The sequence below is a fragment of the Streptomyces sp. NBC_01235 genome (genome assembly GCF_035989285.1).
Classification (GTDB): domain Bacteria; phylum Actinomycetota; class Actinomycetes; order Streptomycetales; family Streptomycetaceae; genus Streptomyces.
The window spans coordinates 8,310,504-8,332,903 of sequence record NZ_CP108513.1; the positions used below are offsets into that span (position 1 = coordinate 8,310,504).

The window sequence follows — 22,400 nt, forward strand, 5'->3', positions numbered from 1 at the left end:
GCTCAGCTTAGAGTTCACTAGTTGGACATAGACGGGGCCTCGTCGAAGCGGTCCCGCGCGCAGGAGGTCGTCGTGGAGACTCCGGGGTCGCAGTCGTCACTGCACCGAGCCAACCTGGAGCGAGTCGTACGCGCCGTGCGTCTGGCCGGGTCCCTCACGCAGGCGGAGATCGCCCGCACGACGGGTCTGTCCGCCGCGACCGTCTCCAATATCGTGCGCGAGCTCAAGGACGGCGGCACCGTCGAGGTGACGCCCACCTCGGCCGGCGGACGAAGGGCCCGAAGCGTCAGTCTGAGCGGCGACGCGGGCATCGTCATAGGGGTCGATTTCGGCCATACTCACCTGCGTGTCGCGGTGGGCAACCTGGCCCATCAGGTCCTCGCCGAGGAGTCCGAGCCACTGGATGTGGACGCCTCCTCGACACAGGGCTTCGACCGGGCGGAACAGCTGGTCAACCGGCTGATCGAGGCCACCGGGGTGGACCGTACGAAGGTCGCGGGAGTCGGTCTCGGCGTACCCGGACCGATCGATCTGGAGTCCGGCACGCTCGGTTCGTCCGCCATCCTGCCCGGCTGGATCGGCACCAGACCGGCCGAGGAGATGAGAGGCCGGCTCGGCGTTCCCGTGCACGTGGACAACGACGCCAACCTCGGCGCCCTCGGCGAGATGGTCTGGGGCAGCGGCAGAGGCGTACGTGATCTTGCCTACATCAAGGTCGCGAGCGGTGTCGGCGCGGGCCTGGTGATCGAGGGGAAGATCTACCGGGGCCCCGGCGGAACTGCAGGAGAAATCGGACATATTACACTTGATGAATCCGGCCCTGTCTGCCGCTGCGGAAACCGGGGCTGCCTGGAGACCTTCGCGGCCGCGCGCTACGTGCTGCCGCTCCTCCAGTCCAGTCACGGCACGGATCTGACGATGGAAGGTGTCGTGCGGCTGGCCAGGGACGGAGATCCGGGCTGCCGTCGGGTGATCGCCGACGTCGGCCGACACATCGGCAGTGGAGTCGCCAATCTCTGCAACCTGTTGAACCCGAGCCGGGTGGTCCTGGGCGGTGATCTCGCCGAGGCCGGTGAGCTGGTGCTCGGGCCGATCAGGGAGTCCGTCGGCCGCTATGCGATCCCGAGTGCGGCGCGTCAACTCTCCGTTCTCCCGGGGGCACTTGGAGGCCGTGCCGAGGTGCTCGGAGCGCTCGCTCTCGCACTGAGCGAGATGGGCGATTCCACCCTTTTGGACGGTACGCTGCACGCAGCGACACCTGCCTTCACTTAGAGAACGAATGACGCCGTTGCCATCTCGTTAAGTATTTACTTCTTGACGTCGCACGTGTGGCCGAGTTGACTTCCAGCCACCTCGGCCGCAGCGTTGCGGCCCTGTCAGGGAGGCACACCCCAAATGAACGCAACGATGCGTAGAGTCGTGATCGGCGCCACCGCCGTGTCCATGGCGCTGTCGATTGCCGCGTGCGGCAAGGCCGGCGACAAGGGCAGCGACTCCGGCAGCAGCAGCTCGGGCGACAAGTCCATCGGCCTGCTGCTCCCCGACAGCGTGACGGCGCGGTACGAGAAGTTCGACAAGCCGTACTTCGACGCCAAGGTCAAGGCGCTCTGCTCCGACTGCAAGCTCGAGTACGCGAACGCCGCGGCCGACCCGGCCAAGCAGGCCCAGCAGGTCAGCAACATGGTCACCAAGGGCGTGAAGGTCATCGTGATCTCCGCCCAGGACTCCGCCGCGATCAAGTCCTCGATCCAGTCCGCGGTGGACAAGGGTGTCAAGGTCGTCGCCTACGACCGCCTCGCCCAGGGTCCGGTCAGCGCCTACGTCTCCTTCGACAACGTCAAGGTCGGCGAGCTCCAGGGTCAGGCCCTGCTCGACGCCCTCGGCGCCAAGGCGACCACCGCGTCCAAGGTCGTCATGATCAACGGTGACGACGCCGACCCGAACGCCGCGCAGTTCAAGGAAGGCGCGCACAAGATCCTCGACGGCAAGGTCACCATCGCCTACGAGCAGTCCGGCCTCTGGAAGGACACCGTCGCCGCCCAGAAGATGTCCGCGGCCATCACCCAGCTGGGCGCCAAGAACATCGCGGGCGTCTACGCCGCCAACGACGGCATGGCCGGTGGCATCGCCAACACCCTCAAGGGTGCGAAGATCAGCAACATCCCGCTGACCGGTCAGGACGCCGAGCTCGCGGCCATCCAGCGCATCGTCGCCGGTACCCAGTCCGCCACGGTCTACAAGGCCTACAAGCCCGAGGCCGAGACCGCCGCCCAGCTCGCGGTCAACCTGCTGGAGGGCAAGGACATCAAGTCCCTGGCCACCGCCACGCTGACCAGCGGCTCCGGCGACAAGGTGCCCTCCCAGCTGCTGACCCCGGTGTCGGTCACCAAGGCCAACATCAAGGACACGGTCGTCAAGGACGGGCTGTTCACCGTCGCCGACATCTGCACCGCCGAGTACGCCGCCGCCTGCAAGGCCGCCGGTCTCCAGTAGGCACCCGGTCCCGAGGGCCCTCTCGAGCCGCCTCAGAAGGCGCGCCTCCCGAGCCGGTCCTCGGGCCCTGCCGACCGCCCCGGCGGTCCCGCGAGACCTGTCCGACGCCCGCCCCACCTTCACACCCCGCTGCCGGGGCGGGCGTCGGACGGAACCGTTGCCAAGTGCGGCGGATTCGCGCATGTTCATCTTGTAAACCTCGTGTGTAGACGCCGCGTATCCACGCGCGTCGCGCACATCCCTCCGCGCCTGTCCATGTGCGCGGCATCCCCGCCGGTCAGGCGGCGAAGGAGATGGTTCACGTGTCCGCTACGCCCGTGCTGGCGTTGCGCGGAGTCTCCAAGCGATTCGGTGCGGTGCAGGCACTCACCGACGTCGAGCTGGAGGTCCACGCCGGAGAAGTGGTCGCCCTGGTGGGCGACAACGGCGCAGGAAAGTCCACCCTGGTCAAGACGATCGCGGGTGTCCACCCCATCGATGAGGGCGTCATCGAGTGGGAGGGCAAGCCCGTCAGCATCAACAAGCCGCACGACGCCCAGGGACTCGGCGTCGCGACCGTCTACCAGGACCTCGCCCTCTGCGACAACCTCGACGTGGTCGGCAACCTCTACCTCGGGCGCGAGCTGCTGCGCCGCGGCGTCATCGACGAGGTGACGATGGAGAAGAACTCCCGGGAACTGCTGTCCACGCTCTCCATCCGCATCCCGAGCGTCCGCATCCCGATCGCGAGCCTTTCCGGCGGTCAGCGCCAGGTCGTCGCCATCGCCCGCGCGCTGATCGGTGACCCGAAGGTCGTCATCCTCGACGAGCCCACCGCCGCCCTCGGTGTCGAGCAGACCGCGCAGGTCCTCGACCTGGTCGAGCGGCTGCGCGAGCGCAACCTCGCTGTCATCCTCATCAGCCACAACATGGCCGACGTCAAGGCGGTCGCGGACACCGTCGCCGTCCTGCGTCTGGGCAAGAACAACGGCTCCTTCCCCGTGAAGGACACCAGCCACGAAGAGATCATCGCCGCGATCACGGGTGCCACGGACAACGCCGTGACCCGTCGTGCGGGGCGTCGCACCGCGGAGGCGGCAAAGTGAGCGACACGTCCAAGACCGTGAAGAGCGATTCCTCCCAGCCCGGGAAGGTCGAGAAGACCGAGGGCGTGATCGAGGACCAGAACACCGTCGCCCCCGCCGACGACCCGACGGCCGCGCCCGTCACCGTCGTCGACCCGCGTCTGCTGGTCCGCGAAGAGGGCCTCAAGGGCTACGTCACCGAGTTCAAGCGCAAGGTCAAGGGCGGCGAGCTGGGCCAGATCCCGGTCGTCCTCGGTCTGATCATCATCTGGACCATCTTCCAGCTGAAGAACGACCGCTTCCTGAGCGCCGACAACCTGTCCAACATCAGCTACTTCATGTCGGCCACCGGTATGCTCGCCATCGGCCTGGTGTTCGTGCTGCTGCTCGGCGAGATCGACCTGTCGGTCGGTTCCGTCAGCGGTCTGGCGTCCGCGCTGTTCGCCGTGTTCGTGGTGGACCACAGCATGAACCCCTGGTTCTCGCTGATCCTGACGATCATCACCGGCACCGCCATCGGCGCCCTGCACGGATGGTTCTTCGCGAAGATCGGCGTACCGGCCTTCGTGGTGACCCTGGCCGGCCTCCTCGCCTGGAACGGTCTGATGCTGTGGCTGCTGGGCTCCAGCGGCACGATCAACCTGCCGTCGGACTCCGGTCCGATCCACCTGTTCGGCCAGAACTCCTTCTTCATGGACCAGGCCATCATCGGTGCGTACATCCTGGCCGGTCTCGCCGTCGTGCTGTCCCTGATCGGCAACTTCGGAGAGCAGCGCCGCCGCCGGGCGGCGGGCGTGCCGTTCCGCGCGACCGGCGAGATCCTGCTGCGCGTGGGCCTGCTCGCCCTCGCGGCGTTCGTGTCCGCCGCCGTGCTGAACAACGCGTCCGGTGTCTCCAACGCGCTGGTCATCTTCCTGGCGGCGCTGGTGATCGTGGACTTCGTGCTGCGTCGTACGACGTACGGCCGCAAGGTGTTCGCGGTCGGCGGCGGCATCGAGGCCGCCCGCCGTGCCGGTATCAACGTGCCGATGGTCCGGATCACCGTGTTCGCCATCTCCGGCGGCTTCGCGGCGGTCGGCGGCATGTTCTTCGCGGGCCAGACCGCGGGCGCGTCGCTGAGCGCCGGCGCCGGCGACACCCTGATGCTCGCCATCGCGGCGGCCGTCATCGGTGGCACCAGCCTCTTCGGCGGGCGCGGTACCGTCTGGTCCGCCCTCCTGGGCATGCTGGTCATCCAGTCCATCCGGACCGGTCTGGACCTGCTGAACATGAACACCTCGATCCAGTACATGATCACCGGTGGTGTTCTGCTCGGCGCGGTCGTCATCGACTCCGTCTCCCGTAGGAGTCAGATGGCCGCCGGTCGCAGCTAGCGCTCCAGGTGACACGACTGTGCCCGGCATCCGTGCGGATGCCGGGCACAGTCGTGTCATAGGAAGGGCCCATCCTGGGTACGGCCGTTCGCGTGACCTATGACGCATGGGCCGGACTCCGTCCGCCCAGGCGGAACATTAGACTCGACAAGCCCGGCAACAGCTCGATCAGCTTTTACTGCAAGGAGGCACGGGTGCCGCTGCTGACCCGCATCAGGGGACCGCGCGATCTGGACCGGCTCAGCCTGGAAGAGCTGGACCAGCTGGCAGGGGAGATCCGGACCTTCCTCGTCGACGCCGTGTCCAAGACCGGCGGCCACCTCGGCCCCAACCTCGGTGTGGTCGAGCTCACCATCGCCCTGCACCGGGTCTTCGAGTCCCCCAAGGACAAGGTGCTGTGGGACACCGGCCACCAGTCCTACGTGCACAAGCTGCTCACGGGCCGGCAGGACTTCTCCCGGCTGAAGATGAAGGGCGGCCTGTCCGGCTACCCCTCGCAAGGAGAGTCCGAGCACGACGTCATCGAGAACAGCCACGCCTCCACGGTGCTGGGCTGGGCCGACGGCCTTGCGAAGGCCAACCAGATCCTGAAACGCGACGACCACGTGGTCGCCGTCATCGGCGACGGGGCGCTCACCGGCGGCATGGCCTGGGAGGCGCTGAACAACATCGCCGACGGGGACCGCCCGCTGGTGATCGTCGTCAACGACAACGAGCGCTCGTACGCGCCCACCATCGGCGGCCTCGCCAACCACCTCGCCACCCTCCGCACGACGGACGGTTACGAGCGCTTCCTCGCCCGCACCAGGGAGGTGCTGGAGCGCACCCCGGTCGTCGGCAGGCCCCTCTACGAGACCCTGCACGGCGCCAAGAAGGGCCTGAAGGACTTCATCGCCCCCCAGGGCATGTTCGAGGACCTCGGCCTGAAGTACGTCGGCCCGATCGACGGCCACGACATCGAGGCCCTGGAGTCCGCGCTGGCCCGCGCCAAGCGCTTCGGCGGCCCGGTGATCGTGCACTGCCTCACCGAGAAGGGCCGCGGCTACCAGCCCGCCCTCCAGGACGAGGCCGACCGCTTCCACGGCATCGGCCCCATCCACCCCGACACGGGCCTGCCCGTCAAGGCCTCGGGCGCCGACTGGACCTCCGTCTTCGGCGACGAGATGGTCGCGCTCGGCAAGGAGCGCGAGGACATCGTCGCGATCACGGCCGCGATGCTCCAGCCGGTCGGCCTGAAGAAGTTCGCGGACGCCTTCCCGAACCGCATCTACGACGTCGGCATCGCGGAGCAGCACGCCGCCGTCTCCGCCGCGGGCCTGGCCACGGGCGGACTGCATCCGGTGTTCGCGGTGTACGCCACCTTCCTCAATCGTGCCTTCGACCAGGTCCTGATGGACGTCGCCCTCCACAAGTGCGGTGTGACGTTCGTACTGGACCGGGCGGGTGTCACCGGCACCGACGGCGCTTCCCACAACGGCATGTGGGACATGTCGATCCTCCAGGTCGTCCCGGGTCTCAGGCTCGCCGCCCCGCGCGACGCCGACCAGGTCCGCGCCCAGCTGCGCGAGGCCGTCGCGGTCGAGGACGCGCCGACCGTCGTCCGCTTCTCCAAGGGCGCCGTCGGCCCCGCCGTCCCCGCGGTGGGACGCGTCGGCGGCATGGACGTGCTGCGCGAGCCCGGCACCGACACCCCGGACGTGCTGCTGGTCTCCGTGGGCGCCCTCGCCCCGATGTGTCTGGAGATCGCGACCCTCCTCGACCGGCAGGGCATCACCACCACGGTCGTCGACCCGCGCTGGGTGAAGCCCGTCGACGAGGCCATGGCCCCCCTCGCGGAGCGCCACCGCGTGGTCGTCACCGTCGAGGACAACTCCCGCGTGGGCGGCGTCGGCTCGGCGATCGCCCAGGCCCTGCGCGACGCGGGCGTCGACGTCCCGCTGCGCGACTTCGGCATCCCGCCCCGCTTCCTCGACCACGCCTCCCGCGCCGAGGTCATGTCGGAGATCGGGCTCACCGCCCCCGACATCGCCCGTCAGGTCACCGGTCTGGTCTCCAAGCTCGACGGCAAGTACGGCAGCACGGCCGCCGAGGTCGACTCGGTCGAGCCCGCCCGCGACTGACCCGCCCGCCCGCTGCGAACGGGCCGGTACCGCCGCCGTGAAGGGTGGTGGACCGGCCCATTTGCGTGAATCCACTCGCGCCGGGGCATACGTATGACGCCCCCTCTCGATCATGTCGAGGACGACGCAGCGTGGGAGGTTACCCGTGAGCAGCACCCTCTTCCGGACGAAGAAGGTCGAGCAGTCCATCCTCGATACCGAGGAACCCGAGCACGCGCTCAAGAAATCCTTGTCCGCGCTCGATCTGACCGTCTTCGGCGTCGGCGTCATCATCGGCACCGGCATCTTCGTCCTGACCGGCACGGTGGCCAAGAACAACGCCGGTCCCGCCGTCGCCCTGGCCTTCGTCGCGGCCGGGGTGGCCTGCGCGCTCGCCGCGCTCTGCTACGCCGAGTTCGCCTCCACCGTCCCGGTGGCGGGCTCCGCGTACACCTTCTCGTACGCCTCCCTCGGTGAACTGCCCGCCTGGATCATCGGCTGGGACCTGGTCCTGGAGTTCGCGCTCGGCACGGCCGTGGTGGCGGTCGGCTGGTCCGGCTACATCGCCTCGCTGCTCGACAACGCGGGCTGGCACCTGCCCGCGGCCCTCAGCGGAAGAGAGGGAGCCGACGGCTTCGGCTTCGACATCCTCGCCGCCGCCCTCGTCCTGGTGCTGACCGCCATCCTCGTCGTCGGCACGAAGCTCTCCGCGCGGGTCACCACCGTCGTGGTCGCCATCAAGGTGACCGTCGTCCTGACCGTGATCATCGCGGGCGCCTTCTTCATCCACGGCGAGAACTACGACCCGTTCATCCCGAAGGCGCAGGCCGTCGAGGCGGGCAACAGCCTCCAGTCCCCGCTCATCCAGCTGATGTTCGGCTGGGCCCCCTCCAACTTCGGCGTGATGGGCATCTTCACCGCCGCCTCCGTCGTCTTCTTCGCCTTCATCGGCTTCGACGTCGTCGCCACGGCCGCCGAGGAGACCAGGAACCCGCAGCGCGACATGCCCCGCGGCATCCTCGGCTCCCTCGTCATCTGCACGGTCCTGTACGTCGCCGTGTCGATCGTCGTCACCGGGATGGAGCACTACACCAAGCTGTCCGTCAGCGCCCCGCTCGCCGACGCCTTCAAGGCCACCGGGCACCCCTGGTTCGCGGGCTTCATCAGCTTCGGCGCCGCCGTCGGCCTGACGACGGTCTGCATGATCCTGCTCCTCGGCCAGACCCGGGTCTTCTTCGCCATGAGCCGGGACGGACTGCTGCCGCGCTTCTTCTCCCACGTCCACCCGCGGTTCAAGACCCCGCACCGGCCGACCATCCTGCTCGGCGTGCTGATCGCGATCCTGGCCGGCTTCACCAGCCTCAGCGAGCTGGCCGAGCTGGTGAACATCGGCACCCTGTTCGCCTTCATCGTCGTCGCGATCGGCGTGCTCCTCCTGCGCAGGTCGCGCCCCGACCTGCACCGTGCCTTCCGCACCCCGTGGGTGCCGGTCGTCCCGATCCTGTCGGTGTGTGCCTCGCTGTGGCTGATGCTGAACCTGCCCGCCGAGACCTGGCTGCGGTTCGGCATCTGGATGGTCATCGGGTTCTTCGTGTACTTCCTCTACGGCCGCTCCCACAGCCGTCTCGGACAGGAGCGGCAGGCAACGCCGGGGCAGGCGCCTCCGGCGCCGGGACGCGGGGACACCCCGTAGGGGACACGGGGGCTCAGGGCGGTGCCGGGCCCCGGGGCGGTGCTCAGCCCCGGACCGAGCGCGGGCCCGTGACGTCCGCGCCCAGTTCCGTCACCCGGCGGCGCAGCTCGCGGTCGGCCGTGACGACCAGGCGCGGGCGCTCGCCGGCCTCGGCGACCAGCTCGACGATACGGTCGTCGCCACTGCCGGGCGCCGCCTCCACGCGTACGCCGGGCACCGGCTCCACCCCGCGGGCCGATCCCTCGACGACGAGGACGATCTCCGCGGGCCCGGAGTGCCCCGGCAGCCCGTCGGCGGCCAGCCGGTCGCGCAGCCGCTCCGCGGCGCCCCGCCGGTCCCGCCACCACCCGTCGGGCACCGACCCGACGACGTTCGCGCCGTCGACGATCACGAGCAGCGCGGTGGCGTCGTCATGGGAGCCGTCCGGGGAACCGTCCATGGACCCCAGGGTCGCACGGACGGTCCCGCGGGCAGGACCCGCACGGAGTGGTCGCACAGGCCCCGACATAAAGTGATCCGGTGAACGGCGACTGGCTCATACGTGGCCGCGATGGGCGGCTGGGCGTCTATCTGATGTCGGACGACGCGGTCCTGTGCCGGGCGGAGCGGACCCCCGGCGGGCCCTGGGAAGCCCCACGCACGGTGGGCGGCGACCAGCAGGTGCAGCCGGTGCCCGCCGTCGGCCACGGCGCCGACGGCTACGCCCATCTGGCCTCCTGGCGGCCCACCGTGCGGGGCGAGGCGGGCCTGGTGCACTCCACGCACTTCCGGCCGCTGCTCTCCGCCCTGGACTGGGCACCCATCGGCCACCCCAACAAGAAGGGCGAGCGCACCGGCACGCCCGCCGTCGCCGTGGACGCCCAGGGGCGCGCGCACGTGTTCGTCCGCAACATCGGCACGGGACTGTGCATGGTCGCCCAGAAGGAGAAGGGCGGCTGGGACCCCTGGCGCGACCTCAAGGGGCAGGGCGTCGAGGGGCCGCCGGTCGCGGTGACCGCGGAGTCCGGGTGCGTCGAGGCGTACGCGGCCGTGTCCGGCGGAATCCTGTACTGGCGGCAGGACGCGCCGGGCACCCAGCCGGTGCTCCAGGAGCCCCTCGAGACGCCGGTCCGGCCGGGCACACTCCGGGCGCTGGCCACCTCCCCGGAACACACCACCCTCTTCTACACCGACGACTCCGGCGACGTGTGCGCCTGGCGCCCCGGCACCGAGCCCGTCGCCGTGCTCGCCGCCGCGGGACCCGGCCCGGTCGCCGCGATCCGCACCGAACTCGAGGGCCACGACTGCACGTTGCTCGCCCAGCGCTCCGCGAGCGGCCGCGTCGCCTTCGCCGCCTGTCCCACCGAACGGGAGTCGGCCGGCGCCTGGTGGGCCGAGTCCGGCCCCCAACTGCCCGCCGACGCCGTGGTGGCGCTCGCGAAGGACCACGAGGACCGGGTGGTCGCCGCGACCCTGTCCCCGTCGACCGGCCGCCTCCAGCTCACCCGCCGCAAGGACGAGCCGGGCCTGGCCATGACGGCCTGGCAGACGGTGTGACGCAGGAGGCGCCGCGCCCGCCAACTTCTGGAGCACGTCGACGAGCGAGTAAACGCTCACCAGCAACCGCGCGGCCACCTCGGGCGACGCCTCGACGCTCAGCGTGACCTCGAAGAACGACTTCGTGGTCAAGGGGAGCGGCCGTACCGGCGTCGGCGTCGGCCGGGGGGACACACCCGAGGCCCGGCTGCACGTGGTCCAGCGGTCCGACTCCCCGGCCGCACTGCTCATCGAGGGTGCGGCGTGGCTCGCGGACATGACCAAGGTGCCGACCGACGCGCCTGCCCTGCACCGGCCAAGGCTCTCTGTTCGCCCAGAACGGCGCCCTGTATTGGAAGGGGGGCAGCGGCACGATCACGCTGAATGAAGGAGGGCCTCCGCCCGGCAGGCGGAGGCCCTCTTCCCGTTCGAACGGTTACGCCGGAACCGACGCCACGCCCGGCGCCAGGAACTTCTTGCCGTTCACGCGCTCGGAAACACCCTCACGGTCCAGGTACGGCGTGATACCGCCCAGGTGGAAGGGCCAGCCGGCGCCCGTGATCAGGCAGAGGTCGATGTCCTGCGCCTCGGCGACGACACCCTCGTCGAGCATGAGCCCGATCTCCTGCGCCACCGCGTCCAGGACGCGTGCCCGCACCTGCTCCTCGGTCAGGGCGGTGTCGCCCTGCTTCAGGAGCGCGGCGACCTCGGGGTCCAGCTCGGGCTTGCCGCTGTCGTAGACGTAGAAGCCGCGCTTGCCCGCCTTGACGACGGCCGCGAGGTTCGGGGAGACCGTGAAACGGTCCGGGAACGCCCGGTTGAGCGTTTCCGAGACATGCAGGCCGATCGCCGGACCGACCAGCTCCAGCAGGACCAGCGGGGACATCGGCAGGCCGAGCGGTTCCACCGCCTTTTCCGCCACCTCGACCGAGGTGCCCTCGTCGATGACGTTCTGCACCTCGCCCATGAAACGGGTCAGAATGCGGTTCACGACGAACGCCGGGGCGTCCTTCACCAGGACCGCGGTCTTCTTCAGCTTCTTGGCGACGGCGAACGCGGTCGCGAGCGACGCGTCGTCGGTCTGCTCGCCCCGCACGATCTCCAGCAGCGGCAGGATCGCGACCGGGTTGAAGAAGTGGAAGCCCACGACCCGCTCGGGGTTCTTCAGCTTCGACGCCATCTCGGTGACCGAGAGCGACGAGGTGTTGGTGGCGAGGATCGCGTGCGCCGGGGCGACCGCCTCGACCTCCGCGAACACCTGCTGCTTGACGCCGATCTCCTCGAAGACGGCCTCGATGACGAAGTCGGCGTCGGAGAAGCCCTCGGCCTTGTCCAGCACACCGGTGACCAGGGCCTTCAGACGGTTGGCCTTGTCCTGGTTGATCCGGCCCTTGCCGAGCAGCTTCTCGATCTCGGCGTGGACGTAGCCCACACCCTTGTCGACGCGCTCCTGGTCGATGTCCGTGAGGACGACCGGGACCTCCAGACGACGCAGGAAGAGCAGCGCGAGCTGCGAGGCCATCAGGCCCGCGCCCACGACGCCGACCTTGGTGACCGGGCGGGCCAGGTTCTTGTCCGGGGCACCCGCCGGGCGCTTGCCGCGCTTCTGCACCAGGTTGAACGCGTAGATGCCGGAGCGCAGTTCGCCACCCATGATCAGGTCGGCGAGGGCGAGGTCCTCGGCGTCGTAGCCCTGCTGCAGGTCGCCGTTCTTCGCGGCGGCGATGATGTCCAGCGCGCGGTACGCGGCCGGGGCCGCCCCGTGCACCTTGCCGTCCGCGACGAACCGGCCGCGCGCGACGGCCTGGTCCCAGGCCTCACCGCGGTCGATCACCGGACGCTCGACCTCGACGTCGCCCTTGAGGACGTTCGCCGTCCAGATCAGCGACTGCTCCAGGAAGTCCGCGCCCTCGAAGAGAGCGTCGGCGATGCCGAGGTCGAAGACCTGCTGCCCCCCCAGCTGCTTGTTCTGGTTGAGCGAGTTCTCGATGATCACCGAGACGGCCTTGTCGGCGCCGATCAGGTTCGGCAGCAGCGTGCAGCCGCCCCAGCCGGGAACCAGGCCGAGGAAGACCTCGGGGAGGGAGAACGCGGGAAGCGCCTTCGAAACGGTGCGGTACTTGCAGTGCAGACCGACCTCGACGCCGCCGCCCATCGCCGCGCCGTTGTAGTACGCGAAGGTCGGGACCGCGAGGCCCGCGAGGCGCTTGAAGACCTCGTGGCCGCCCTTGCCGATGGCGAGCGCGTCCTGGTGCTCCTTGAGGAGCTCGACGCCCTTGAGGTCCGCGCCGACCGCGAAGATGAACGGCTTTCCGGTGACGCCGACACCGACGATCTCGCCGGCCTCGGCCTCCTTCTCGACCTGGGCGATCGCGATGTCTAGGTTCGCGAGGGACTGCGGCCCGAAGGTGGTCGGCTTGGTGTGGTCGAAACCGTTGTCCAGCGTGATCAGGGCGAAGCGCCCCGCGCCGAACGGCAGGTCCAGGTGGCGTACGTGCGCCTGGGTGACGACCTCGTCCGGGAACAACTCGGCCGCCCGCTTCAGGAGTTCGGTGGTGCTCACTTGTCGCCTCCGTCGAAGTGCGGGTTCTCCCAGATGACCGTCGCGCCCATGCCGAAGCCGACGCACATGGTGGTCAGGCCGTAGCGGACGTTCGGCTGCTCCTCGAACTGGCGGGCCAGCTGCGTCATCAGCCGGACGCCGGAGGAGGCCAGCGGGTGACCGAAAGCGATCGCGCCGCCGTACTGGTTGACGCGCTCGTCGTCGTCCGCGATGCCGTAGTGCTCGAGGAAGGCCAGGACCTGGACGGCGAAGGCCTCGTTGATCTCGAAGAGACCGATGTCGGAGATGGACAGACCCGCCTGAGCGAGGGCCTTCTCCGTGGCCGGGATCGGGCCGTAACCCATGACCTCCGGCTCGACACCCGCGAAGGAGTACGCGACCAGGCGCATCTTGACCGGCAGGTTGTTCTCGCGCGCGAAGTCCTCGGACGCGATCAGGGAAGCGGTTGCGCCATCGTTCAGACCGGCCGCGTTACCGGCGGTCACCCGGCCGTGGACACGGAACGGGGTCTTGAGACCGGAAAGGTTTTCCAGCGTCGTTCCCGGGCGCATCGGCTCGTCGGCGGTGACCAGGCCCCAGCCCGTCTCACCGGCCTCCGCGTTGGTGCGGCGCACCGAGATCGGCACCAGGTCGGCCTGGATCTTGCCGTTGGCGTACGCCTTGGCGGCCTTCTCCTGCGAGCGCACGGCGTACTCGTCGGCGCGCTGCTTGGTGATCTGCGGGTAGCGGTCGTGCAGGTTCTCCGCGGTCATGCCCATGAACAGGGCGGACTCGTCGACCAGCTTCTCGCTGACGAACCGCGGGTTGGGGTCCACGCCCTCGCCCATCGGGTGGCGGCCCATGTGCTCGACACCACCGGCGATGGCGATGTCGTAGGCGCCGAAGGCGACGGAGCCGGCGACCGACGTGACGGCCGTCAGGGCGCCCGCGCACATGCGGTCGATGGAGTAACCGGGCACGGAGGTCGGCAGACCGGCCAGGATGCCGGCGGTGCGGCCGAGGGTCAGGCCCTGGTCGCCGATCTGCGTGGTCGCGGCGATGGCGACCTCGTCGATCTTCTTGGGGTCGAGACCGGGGTTGCGGCGCAGCAGCTCCCGGATCGCCTTCACGACGAGGTCGTCGGCGCGGGTCTCGTGGTAGATGCCCTTCGGGCCCGCCTTGCCGAACGGGGTACGGACGCCGTCTACGAAGACGACGTCCCTGACGGTACGAGGCACGATGGCTCTCCTCCAGGTGCGGGATGGCACTGCTGCGACACGCAAGCGCTGAGCGCGCGCTCAGGACCCATGCTACTTATCGGTAACGTAGCTGCCCAGTCCGGGAGGGCCAAGCGGCGAAGGTCACACCCGGGACGCGTCCGCGGTCACCCCGGGCTCAGCCTCGCGGCGGCGCCGTCGACCCCCGTGGCGTCAGCACCGGAGTCGGCACCGGATGCGATCCCGGACCCGTCCCCGTGATCACCCCGAACAGCGTTCGTGCCGCCTCCGCGCCGAATCCGTGCACGTCATGGCTCATCGCGGAGAGTGTCGGGTGGGTGAGCCGGCACAGCTGGGAGTCGTCCCAGGCGAGGAGGGAGACGTCGCCCGGCACCCCGAGCCCCATCTCGGCCGCCACCGCCAGCCCGGCCACGGCCATGATGTCGTTGTCGTAAACGATTGCCGTCGGCCGGTCCGGCGGAGCGGCGGTCAGCATCGACCGGGTCGCCCGCGCCCCCGCCTCCCCGGAGTAGTCCGTGGCGACCTGCCAGGCCCCGGCCAGCCCCAGACTCCGCGCCGCCGCGTCGAAGGCCGCCGTCCGCATCACGGTGTGGCCGAGCGCGGCCGCGCCCCCGACCCGCGCGATCCGCCGGTGCCCGAGCGCCGCGAGATACCGCACCGCCTCCGTCACCGCCGTCGCGTCGTCGGTCCACACGGACGTCAGATTCCCGGTGAGTGAGGGATGCCCCACCGCGACCACCGGTATCCCCAGCCGCTCGGCCGCCGCCACCCGGGGATCGTCGGCCCGGAAGTCCACCAGGATCGACCCGCCGATCTGCCTGCCCCGCCACCACGACTCGTGGAGCCCCACCTCCTCCTCGACGTTGCGCACCAGCCGCAGCAGCAGCGAGCAGGAGTGTTCGGTCAGCACACTCTCCACGCCGGAGACGAACTCCATGTAGAACGGTTCCAGACCCAGCATCCGCGCCGGCCGGCAGATCGCGAGACCCACCACGTCCACGCGCGAGCTCGACAGCGACCGGGCCGTGAGGTTCGGTTCCCAGCCCAGCTCCCGCGCCGCCGCGAAGATCCGGTCCCGGGTCGCCTCCGCCAGCCCCGGCTTGCGGTTGAAGGCGAGCGACACGGCCCCCTTGGACACGCCGGCGCGCGCGGCGACGTCCTTGATGGTGACGCGAGGCGACGGGGACGCTGTCATCGAGCGGGCTCCTGGCAGTACAGCGCGGCCCGGGCGGCGGCGGCGTCCGGAGTCTCCCAGCCCTCGACCCCGATGGTCACCCGCTCCCCGGGAAGCAACGTCACAAGCCCCCGGTCGGCCCGCGCCTCCGGGCCCAGCCGGTCGGCCTGGAGCAGCAGATCCCGTACCAGGGTGTGGGCCGTGACCGTGACGGCCCCCGGAGTCACGCCCACCTCGAACTCGGGTGGCGGATAAGGGATTTCACGGTCCGGCACCGGAAAGTGCACGGCCCGCAGTCCTCCCCCACTCTCGGCTTCTCCCCCACTCTCGGTTTCTCCCCCACTCTCGGCTTCGCTCGAGCGGGGGGACCCCCATGAGCGGGGGGACCCCCATGCGTCGGCCACCAGGAACTCCTTCGCCCCGGCCGGCTCCAGCTCCACCGGTACCCGCACCTCACCCACCGCCCGCGCGCCGACCACCAGTTCCACGCTCGACGCCGCGACCACCTCCCCAGCCACCGACACCCGCCGCAACGACAACGTGCCCGTCCACCGCTCGGCGGACTGGTTGACAGCGGCCAACGCCAGCCCCCCACCGCGCACTTGAAGCGTGATCAGCCGGTCCGCGTACAGCCGCCGCAACTCGTGGTACAGCGGTTTCTCCCGCCCGTCCCCGTCGACCGCCGCCCAGGACGTCACCGGCCAGCAGTCGTTGAGCTGCCAGAGAATCGTGCCCGCGCACACCGGCCAGTGCGACCGCCAGTGCTCGATCCCCGTCGCGACCGCCCGCGCCTGGTTGACCTGCGTGAGGTAGTGCCACCGGTCGAAGTCCCCCTCCGGCACGGCGAAGTGGCGGGCGAGCCCGCGCTCCAGCTTGCCGTTGCCGTCCTCCGCCTTCTGGTGGTGCAGCATGCCGGGGGAGTCCGCCGCGAGCTCCTCACCCGGCAGCGCCCGTCGCAGGGTCGCATGGGCGGGCGGCGCCTGCCAGCCGAACTCCGCGACGAACCGCGGAACTTCGCTCCGGTACTCGGCGTAGTCCTCCCGGTTCCACACCTCCCACGAGTGGTGCGTCCCGTGCGCGGGGTCGTTCGGATGGTGCTCCCACGACCCCGACCACGGACTCCCCGCCGTGTACGGCCGTGTCGGATCCAACTCGCCCACGACACGGGGGAGTACACCCAGGTAGTACCCCTCCCCCCAGGAGTCCCCGCCGAGCCGCTCCTCCCACCCCCAGTCCCTGAAGCCCCACAGGTTCTCGTTGTTCCCGTTCCACAACACCAGCGACGGATGCGGCATCAGCCGTACGACGTTCTCGCGGGCCTCCGCCTCCACCTCGCCCCGCAGTGGCTGCTCCTCCGGGTAGGCCGCGCACGCGAACGGAAAGTCCTGCCACACCAGCAGGCCCAGCTCGTCACAGGCGTCGTAGAAGTCCTCGCTCTCGTAGATCCCGCCGCCCCAGACCCGGACCAGGTCGACCCCGGCGTCGGCCGCCTGTCGCAACCGCTTCCGGTAACGCTCCCGGGTCACCCGGGAGGGAAACACGTCGTCCGGGATCCAGTTGACGCCCCGCGCGAAGAGGCGCTCCCCGTTGACGACCAGGGTGAAGCCGGACCCGTGCGCGTCGGCGGAGGTGTCCAGCTCGACGCTGCGGAAACCGACGCGTCGCCGCCAGACGTCGAGCGGAGCGTTCCCGTGATGCAGCGTCAACTCGACGTCGTACAGCGCCTGGTCGCCGTATCCGCGCGGCCACCAGAGCTCCGCGTCCGGCACCTCCACCCGTACGACGCCGCTGGTCCCCGTCACCTCGGCCCGCGCCCGCGCTCCCCCCACCCGGGCCTGAAGGGTGAGCCCGGCCTCCACCCGGGTCCGCTCCACGTCCACGTGCAACTCGACGATGCCGACGCCCTGTTCGACGGTCACCAGCGGGCGTACCCGGGCCAGCCGGGCCGTCGACCAGCGCTCCACCCGCACCGGCCGCCAGATCCCGGCCGTCACCAGGGTGGGCCCCCAGTCCCAGCCGAACGAGCAGGCCATCTTGCGCACGTACTGGTACGGCTCGGTGTAGGCGGCCGGCCGCTCGCCGACCTTCCCGCGCACGGCCTCCGCCTCGGCGTAGGCCGAGACGAACCGGACGCTCAGCGGGCCGCCGAGCCCCGTCACGTCGAAACGGTACGAGCGGTGCATGTTCCGTACCTGGCCCAGGAGTTGACCGTTCAGCGTGATCTCGGCGACCGTGTCGAGTCCGTCGAAGACCAGGTCGGTCTGCTCGTGCCCGGACGGCGGTGCCGACAGCTCCCTCTCGTACGTCCACTCGCGCCGCCCCACCCACGCGACCTCGCTCTCCCCCCTACCGAGGAACGGGTCCGGGATCACCCCGGCGGCGAGCAGATCGGTGTGCACACAGCCCGGCACCACGGCCGGGAGCGCCTTCCCCTCGTGCCGCAGTTGCCATCCGTCGTCGAGCGGTGAGGCCTCCAGCATGCGCACTCCCTAAACCGGTCAAGCCCATAACTGAGCGCCACTTCTTCATCGTTGGCGGGAATGGGACTTTACCGGTTGAGAAAGCGCTGTCAGAGTGCCGAATCAGCCAACCCGCTCGTGTTCGACCACCCCGCAAGTGCTCGTCCGTCCCGTGAACCTCCCGAGAACGGAAGTGATGCACATGAACCGCCGTACAGTCCAGGTCCTCGCCACGGTCGCGGGAGCCGCCCTGCTGCTCCCGGGCTGCACCGGTACCGGAGGCAGTGCGAAGGGCGCTGACGCCAAGGCACCCGACGACCCGTCCCAGGTCAGCGGAACCATCACGGTCCTCACCGTACGGACCGACCTCGTGCAGGACGGCACGATGAAGAAGTACGCCGCCGAGTTCAACAAGACCTATCCGAAGGTCAAGGTGGAGTTCCAGGCCCTCACCAACTACGAGGCCGAGATCAAGATCCGGATGAACACGGACGACTACGGCGACGTCCTGCTGATCCCCGCGGTCATCAAGAAGGACGACTACCCGAAGTTCTTCGCCTCCCTCGGCACCGCCGCCGAACGCAGCAAGAAGTACCGTTTCACCGACTTCACCACCGTCGACGGCAAGGTCTACGGCCAGAGCCCGGTCGGCGTGATGCCCGGCTTCGTCTACAACAAGCGGGTCTGGAAGCAGGCCGGGGTCACCGAATGGCCCACCACCGCGGCCGAGTTCCTCGCCGACCTGAAGGCGATCAAGGCGAAGACCGACGCGATCCCCTACTACACCAACTTCGCCGCGCAATGGCCGCTGACCTCGTGGACGTACGTCGACGGCTCGGTCCACTGCGACCCGCAGGCGACCACGAAACTCGCCGAGGGCGACCCCTGGGCCGAGGGTTCCGACCTGCGCGTCGGGGACACGCTGCTGTACGACATCGTGAAGCAGGGCCTCGCCGAGAAGGACCCGACGACCAGCAACTGGGAGGAGTCCAAGCCCCGCACGGCCAAGGGCGAGATCGCCACCCAGTGGCTCGGCACCTGGGCGATCATCCAGTTCCAGGACGCGGCGAAGAAGGCCGGCGTGAACCCCGACGACATCGGTTTCATGCCGTTTCCCGCCCAGACGGACGGCACCTTCTGCGCGACCGTCGGCCCCGACTACAACCAGGCCGTCAACGTCCACTCCCCGCACAAGGAGGCGGCCCGCGCCTGGATCGACTGGTTCACCGACAAGTCCGGCTACGACAAGGACAACCTGGCGATCTCCCCGCTCAAGGACGCGGCCATGCCCGAGGTGCTGAAGCCGTACGAGGAGGCGGGCGTCAAGCTCATCGAGCTGGACGACGCCGCGGGCGCGAAGGTCAAGCTGATCGACGACGAGTCCGAGGTCGGCATCTACAAGCCCGAGTACCGCCAGGACCTGGTCGACCTCGCGCGCGGCGCCAAGAAGGGCAGCCTGGACGACTTCCTCGGGGGCCTCGGCAAGAAGTGGACCGGGACGCAAGCGAACGTGGGCCACTGATGACGCACGCGCACACGCACACCCCCACGCACGGTACGGAGAAGGCGCCCTTCGAGGCCACGGCTCCGGCCTCGAAGCGCGCCGCCCCCGCACCGGCCCCGCGCCGGGCGCGCACCTGGCGGCTGCTGACCCCCTGGCTGTTCCTGCTCGCCCCGCTCGCCCTGCTGATCACCTTCACCTACGCGCCGATCGCCAACATGGTCGCCTACAGCTTCACCGACTGGGACGGCGTGAGCCCCGAACTGCACTACACGGGCGCCGAGAACTACACGGAGATCTTCACCAGAGAGGACCTCTTCCAGGTCTTCTGGGTGAGCGGTTACTACCTGGCCGCCTCCGTGATCCAGATCGTCGCCGCGCTCTACTTCGCGACGATCCTGAGTTTCAACATCCGTTTCCGGAACTTCTTCAAGGGCGTGCTCTTCTTCCCGTCCCTGGTCAACGGCGTCGCAATCGGTTTCGTCTTCCTCTACTTCTTCCAGGACCGAGGCACCCTCGACACGGTCCTCGGCCTTTTCGGCTACCACACCGACCACGCTTGGCTGGGCACACCGACCTCGGCCAACGTCTCCCTCGCCGGCGTCTCGATCTGGCGCTACCTCGGCATGAACTTCGTCCTGTTCCTCGGTGCGATCCAGTCCATCCCGGGGGAGCTGTACGAGGCGGCCGAACTGGACGGCGCCGGCCGCTGGCACCAGTTCCGCTACATCATCCTGCCCGGCATCAAGCCGGTACTGACCCTGACGGTGATCCTGTCCGTCTCCGGCTCCCTCTCGGCCTTCGAGATCCCGTACATCATGACCGGCGGGGCGACCGGCACCGAGACCTTCGTGATCCAGACCGTGAAGCTGGCCTTCCAGTTCAACAAGACGGGGCTCGCCTCGGCGGCGGCCGTCGTGCTGCTGCTGATCATCCTGCTGGTGACCTGGGTGCAGCGACGTCTCGTCCCCGACGACAGGGTGGACCTCGTATGACACGCCGAGCCGTTGCCCGCACCCTCGTGTACCTGTCGCTGATCGCCGCGACGCTGATCGTCCTGCTCCCGCTGGGCGTCGTACTCCTGACGTCCCTGAAGACCGAGAACGAGACGGCGAACGGCGGCGGGGCGCTCACGCTCCCGCACGACCCGCTGAACTTCCACAACTACGTGACCGCGTTCCAGGACGGCGGGATGCTCACGGCGTTCGGAAACACCGCCTTCATCCTTGTCGTCTCCGTCGGTGGAACGGTCCTGATCGGTTCGATGACGGCGTACGCGATCGACCGGTTCACCTTCCGTTTCCGGAAACTGGTGATCGCCCTTTTTCTGGTCGCCGCGCTGGTTCCCGGGGTGACCACCCAGGTGGCCACCTTCCAGATCGTCCACAGCCTCGGAATGTTCGACACCCGCTGGGCCCCGATCGCCCTCTACATGGGCACGGACATCGTCTCGATCTACATCTTCCTGCAGTTCGTGCGCTCGATCCCGATCTCCCTGGACGAGGCCGCCCGCCTCGACGGCGCCAACGCCTTCACGATCTACCGAAAGATCATCTTTCCGTTGCTGAAACCCGCGATCGCGACGGTCGTGATCGTGAAGGGGATAGCCGTCTACAACGACTTCTACATCCCCTTCCTCTACATGCCCTCACAAGATCTTGGCGTGATCTCGACGTCTCTGTTCCGCTTCAAGGGCCCCTACGCCGCCCACTGGGAAACGATCTCGGCAGGAGCGGTCCTGGTCATCCTGCCGACACTGATCGTCTTCCTGGCCCTCCAGAAATACATCTACAACGGTTTCATGAGGGGAGCGACGAGGTAGCCGCTTGCGATACGGGTTCCGCGGCCGCCGTACGACGGAAGGTTCTACGGCGGCTAGGCATCCTGACCCGACAGCGCGGCGACAAGCACAGGCGCGACCTGCTCCACCTGCCAAGGACGCGCCCCGTACGCGGCAAGCGCTGCCGTCACCGTTTCCTGGTCCAGCGGCTTCGGCGGCTCCCAGCAGACCCGCCGCACCGCGTCCGGAGCGATGAGGTTCTCCTGGGGCATGGCCAACTCCTCGGCCAACGCCGACACGGCCGACCTGGCCGCACTGAGCCGCGCGGCGGCCGCCGGGTCCTTGTCGGCCCAGGCCCGCGGCGGCGGAGGCCCCGCCACCTGCTGCCCCGGCTGCGGCAGCAGCGACTCGCTCAACGCCTTCGCCCGGTCGACCGCCGCCTGCCACTGCTCAAGCTGCCGTCGTCCCATCCGGTGCCCGAACCCGTTCAGCGCGGCCAGCGCGTGCACGTTCACCGGAAGAGCGAGCGAGGCCTCCACGATGGCCGCGTCCGACAGCACCTTGCCCGGCGACACGTCCCGCCGCTGCGCGATCCGGTCCCGTGTCTCCCACAGCTCCCGCACGACACCCAGCTGCCGCCGCCGGCGCACCTTGTGCATCCCGGACGTACGACGCCAGGGGTCCTTGCGCGGCTCGGGCGGCGGGGCGGACGCGATCGCGTCGAACTCCTGGCGGGCCCACTCCAGCTTGCCCTGCCGGTCCAGCTCCTTCTCCAGCGCGTCGCGCAGGTCGACCAGGAGCTCGACGTCGAGGGCCGCGTACCGCAGCCAGGGCTCGGGCAGCGGCCTCGTCGACCAGTCCACCGCGGAGTGGCCCTTCTCGAGGACGAAGCCCAGCACACCCTCGACCATCGCGCCGAGGCCGACCCGCGGGAACCCGGCGAGCCGTCCGGCCAGCTCGGTGTCGAACAGCCGCGTCGGCACCATGCCTATCTCGCGCAGACACGGCAGGTCCTGGGTGGCCGCGTGCAGGACCCACTCGGCGTCGGAGAGCGCGTCGCCGAGTGCGGAGAGATCGGGGCAGGCGACGGGGTCGATCAACGCGCTGCCGGCGCCCTCGCGACGCAGCTGCACCAGATAGGCGCGCTGTCCGTAGCGATAGCCGGAGGCCCGCTCGGCGTCGACGGCGACGGGGCCGGAGCCGGCGGCGAAGGCGGCGATCACCTCGGCGAGGGAGGCGTCGTCGGCGATCACGGGAGGGATGCCCTCGCGTGGTTCGAGCAGAGGTGTCGGCGCCCCGGAAGCAGTAGATCCGCCGTCGTCCGGAGGGGCGCCTCCGGTGGTTCGCAGTGAACTGGCTGCTGCGGTTTCTTGGGCGTCGGTCACCTGTCAAGGGTATCCGTGTATGGACGGCGCCCGCCGACGGAACGTTCCGTCGGCGGGCGCCGGGGGGTCGTAAACCAGTCAGGT

General features: G+C 69.5%; 17 protein-coding genes. 11 read left to right on the top strand and 6 right to left on the bottom strand.

The features are described 5' to 3' along the window. The first annotated feature begins 72 nt into the window (after nt 1–72). From OG289_RS37430 to OG289_RS37455, 6 genes are all read left to right on the top strand, one after another. Nucleotides 73–1,272, top strand: coding sequence for an ROK family transcriptional regulator (locus OG289_RS37430; RefSeq protein ID WP_327320923.1), 1,200 nt, complete (start codon nt 73–75; stop codon nt 1,270–1,272). Between the two features lie 123 nt (nt 1,273–1,395). Then, entirely contained in the window at nt 1,396–2,493 is a 1,098-nt protein-coding gene (locus tag OG289_RS37435) for a sugar ABC transporter substrate-binding protein (RefSeq protein WP_442819014.1), read from the top strand. 293 nt (nt 2,494–2,786) lie between these two features. Beyond that, nucleotides 2,787–3,578, top strand: a complete 792-nt coding sequence (locus OG289_RS37440; RefSeq protein WP_327318448.1) for an ATP-binding cassette domain-containing protein — start codon at nt 2,787–2,789, stop codon at nt 3,576–3,578. Continuing rightward, the gene (locus OG289_RS37445; RefSeq protein ID WP_442819015.1) at nt 3,575–4,930 is read left to right on the top strand and encodes a sugar ABC transporter permease; all 1,356 of its coding nucleotides are present in this window, start codon (nt 3,575–3,577) and stop codon (nt 4,928–4,930) included. Before OG289_RS37440 ends, OG289_RS37445 begins: the two co-directional genes overlap by 4 nt. A 194-nt stretch (nt 4,931–5,124) precedes the next feature. Continuing rightward, nucleotides 5,125–7,050 carry a 1-deoxy-D-xylulose-5-phosphate synthase gene (gene dxs / locus OG289_RS37450; RefSeq protein ID WP_327320926.1) on the top strand — a complete coding sequence of 642 codons (1,926 nt, stop codon included), beginning with the start codon at nt 5,125–5,127 and terminating at the stop codon, nt 7,048–7,050. A gap of 145 nt (nt 7,051–7,195) precedes the next feature. Further along, entirely contained in the window at nt 7,196–8,722 is a 1,527-nt protein-coding gene (locus tag OG289_RS37455; protein ID WP_327318449.1) for an amino acid permease, read from the top strand. 43 nt (nt 8,723–8,765) lie between these two features. On the opposite strand, the gene OG289_RS37460 is transcribed toward OG289_RS37455, so the two are convergent. Next, entirely contained in the window at nt 8,766–9,161 is a 396-nt protein-coding gene (locus tag OG289_RS37460) for an NTP pyrophosphohydrolase (RefSeq protein ID WP_327318450.1), read from the bottom strand. Nucleotides 9,162–9,241: 80 nt separating this feature from the next. Here OG289_RS37460 and OG289_RS37465 point away from each other — a divergent pair, with 80 nt between their 5' ends. Next, a complete protein-coding gene (locus OG289_RS37465) occupies nt 9,242–10,258 on the top strand; it encodes a hypothetical protein (RefSeq protein ID WP_327318451.1) in 1,017 nt (338 codons plus the stop codon). 103 nt (nt 10,259–10,361) lie between these two features. Then, on the top strand, nt 10,362–10,625 hold the full coding sequence (locus tag OG289_RS37470) for a hypothetical protein (protein ID WP_327318452.1): 264 nt from the start codon (nt 10,362–10,364) through the stop codon (nt 10,623–10,625). A gap of 48 nt (nt 10,626–10,673) precedes the next feature. On the opposite strand, the gene OG289_RS37475 is transcribed toward OG289_RS37470, so the two are convergent. From OG289_RS37475 to OG289_RS37490, 4 genes are all read right to left on the bottom strand, one after another. Next, on the bottom strand, nt 10,674–12,800 hold the full coding sequence (locus tag OG289_RS37475; protein ID WP_327318453.1) for a 3-hydroxyacyl-CoA dehydrogenase NAD-binding domain-containing protein: 2,127 nt from the start codon (nt 12,798–12,800) through the stop codon (nt 10,674–10,676). After that, a complete protein-coding gene (locus tag OG289_RS37480) occupies nt 12,797–14,017 on the bottom strand; it encodes a thiolase family protein (protein ID WP_327318454.1) in 1,221 nt (406 codons plus the stop codon). Before OG289_RS37480 ends, OG289_RS37475 begins: the two co-directional genes overlap by 4 nt. Nucleotides 14,018–14,174: 157 nt before the next feature. Beyond that, nucleotides 14,175–15,212, bottom strand: a complete 1,038-nt coding sequence (locus OG289_RS37485) for a LacI family DNA-binding transcriptional regulator (RefSeq protein ID WP_327318455.1) — start codon at nt 15,210–15,212, stop codon at nt 14,175–14,177. Further along, nucleotides 15,209–17,671, bottom strand: coding sequence for a glycoside hydrolase family 2 protein (locus OG289_RS37490; protein WP_327318456.1), 2,463 nt, complete (start codon nt 17,669–17,671; stop codon nt 15,209–15,211). Before OG289_RS37490 ends, OG289_RS37485 begins: the two co-directional genes overlap by 4 nt. Nucleotides 17,672–17,852: 181 nt before the next feature. Between OG289_RS37490 and OG289_RS37495 the strand changes: the two genes are divergently transcribed. Genes OG289_RS37495 through OG289_RS37505 form a run of 3 tightly spaced genes read left to right on the top strand, consistent with a single transcriptional unit; the run spans nt 17,853 to nt 20,973 of the window. Beyond that, a complete protein-coding gene (locus OG289_RS37495; RefSeq protein WP_327318457.1) occupies nt 17,853–19,172 on the top strand; it encodes an ABC transporter substrate-binding protein in 1,320 nt (439 codons plus the stop codon). Continuing rightward, the gene (locus tag OG289_RS37500; RefSeq protein ID WP_327318458.1) at nt 19,172–20,146 is read left to right on the top strand and encodes a carbohydrate ABC transporter permease; all 975 of its coding nucleotides are present in this window, start codon (nt 19,172–19,174) and stop codon (nt 20,144–20,146) included. The genes OG289_RS37495 and OG289_RS37500 overlap by 1 nt, the downstream gene beginning before the upstream one ends. Continuing rightward, nucleotides 20,143–20,973, top strand: coding sequence for a carbohydrate ABC transporter permease (locus OG289_RS37505; protein WP_327318459.1), 831 nt, complete (start codon nt 20,143–20,145; stop codon nt 20,971–20,973). The genes OG289_RS37500 and OG289_RS37505 overlap by 4 nt, the downstream gene beginning before the upstream one ends. 53 nt (nt 20,974–21,026) lie before the next feature. Here OG289_RS37505 and OG289_RS37510 read toward each other — a convergent pair whose 3' ends face one another. After that, nucleotides 21,027–22,316: a ribonuclease D gene (locus tag OG289_RS37510; RefSeq protein WP_327318460.1), complete on the bottom strand. Its 1,290-nt coding sequence runs from the start codon at nt 22,314–22,316 to the stop codon at nt 21,027–21,029. Nucleotides 22,317–22,400 lie beyond the last annotated feature (84 nt).

Excerpts from the sequence above, each read along its gene's own strand:
- OG289_RS37435 (WP_442819014.1), top strand. The coding sequence starts at position 1,396 with ATGAACGCAACGATGCGTAGAGTCGTGATCGGCGCCACCGCCGTGTCC.
- OG289_RS37440 (WP_327318448.1), top strand. The coding sequence starts at position 2,787 with ATGGTTCACGTGTCCGCTACGCCCGTGCTGGCGTTGCGCGGAGTCTCC.
- OG289_RS37460 (WP_327318450.1), bottom strand. The coding sequence starts at position 9,161 with ATGGACGGTTCCCCGGACGGCTCCCATGACGACGCCACCGCGCTGCTC.
- OG289_RS37485 (WP_327318455.1), bottom strand. The coding sequence starts at position 15,212 with ATGACAGCGTCCCCGTCGCCTCGCGTCACCATCAAGGACGTCGCCGCG.
- OG289_RS37490 (WP_327318456.1), bottom strand. The coding sequence starts at position 17,671 with ATGCTGGAGGCCTCACCGCTCGACGACGGATGGCAACTGCGGCACGAG.
- OG289_RS37495 (WP_327318457.1), top strand. The coding sequence starts at position 17,853 with ATGAACCGCCGTACAGTCCAGGTCCTCGCCACGGTCGCGGGAGCCGCC.
- OG289_RS37500 (WP_327318458.1), top strand. The coding sequence starts at position 19,172 with ATGACGCACGCGCACACGCACACCCCCACGCACGGTACGGAGAAGGCG.
- OG289_RS37505 (WP_327318459.1), top strand. The coding sequence starts at position 20,143 with ATGACACGCCGAGCCGTTGCCCGCACCCTCGTGTACCTGTCGCTGATC.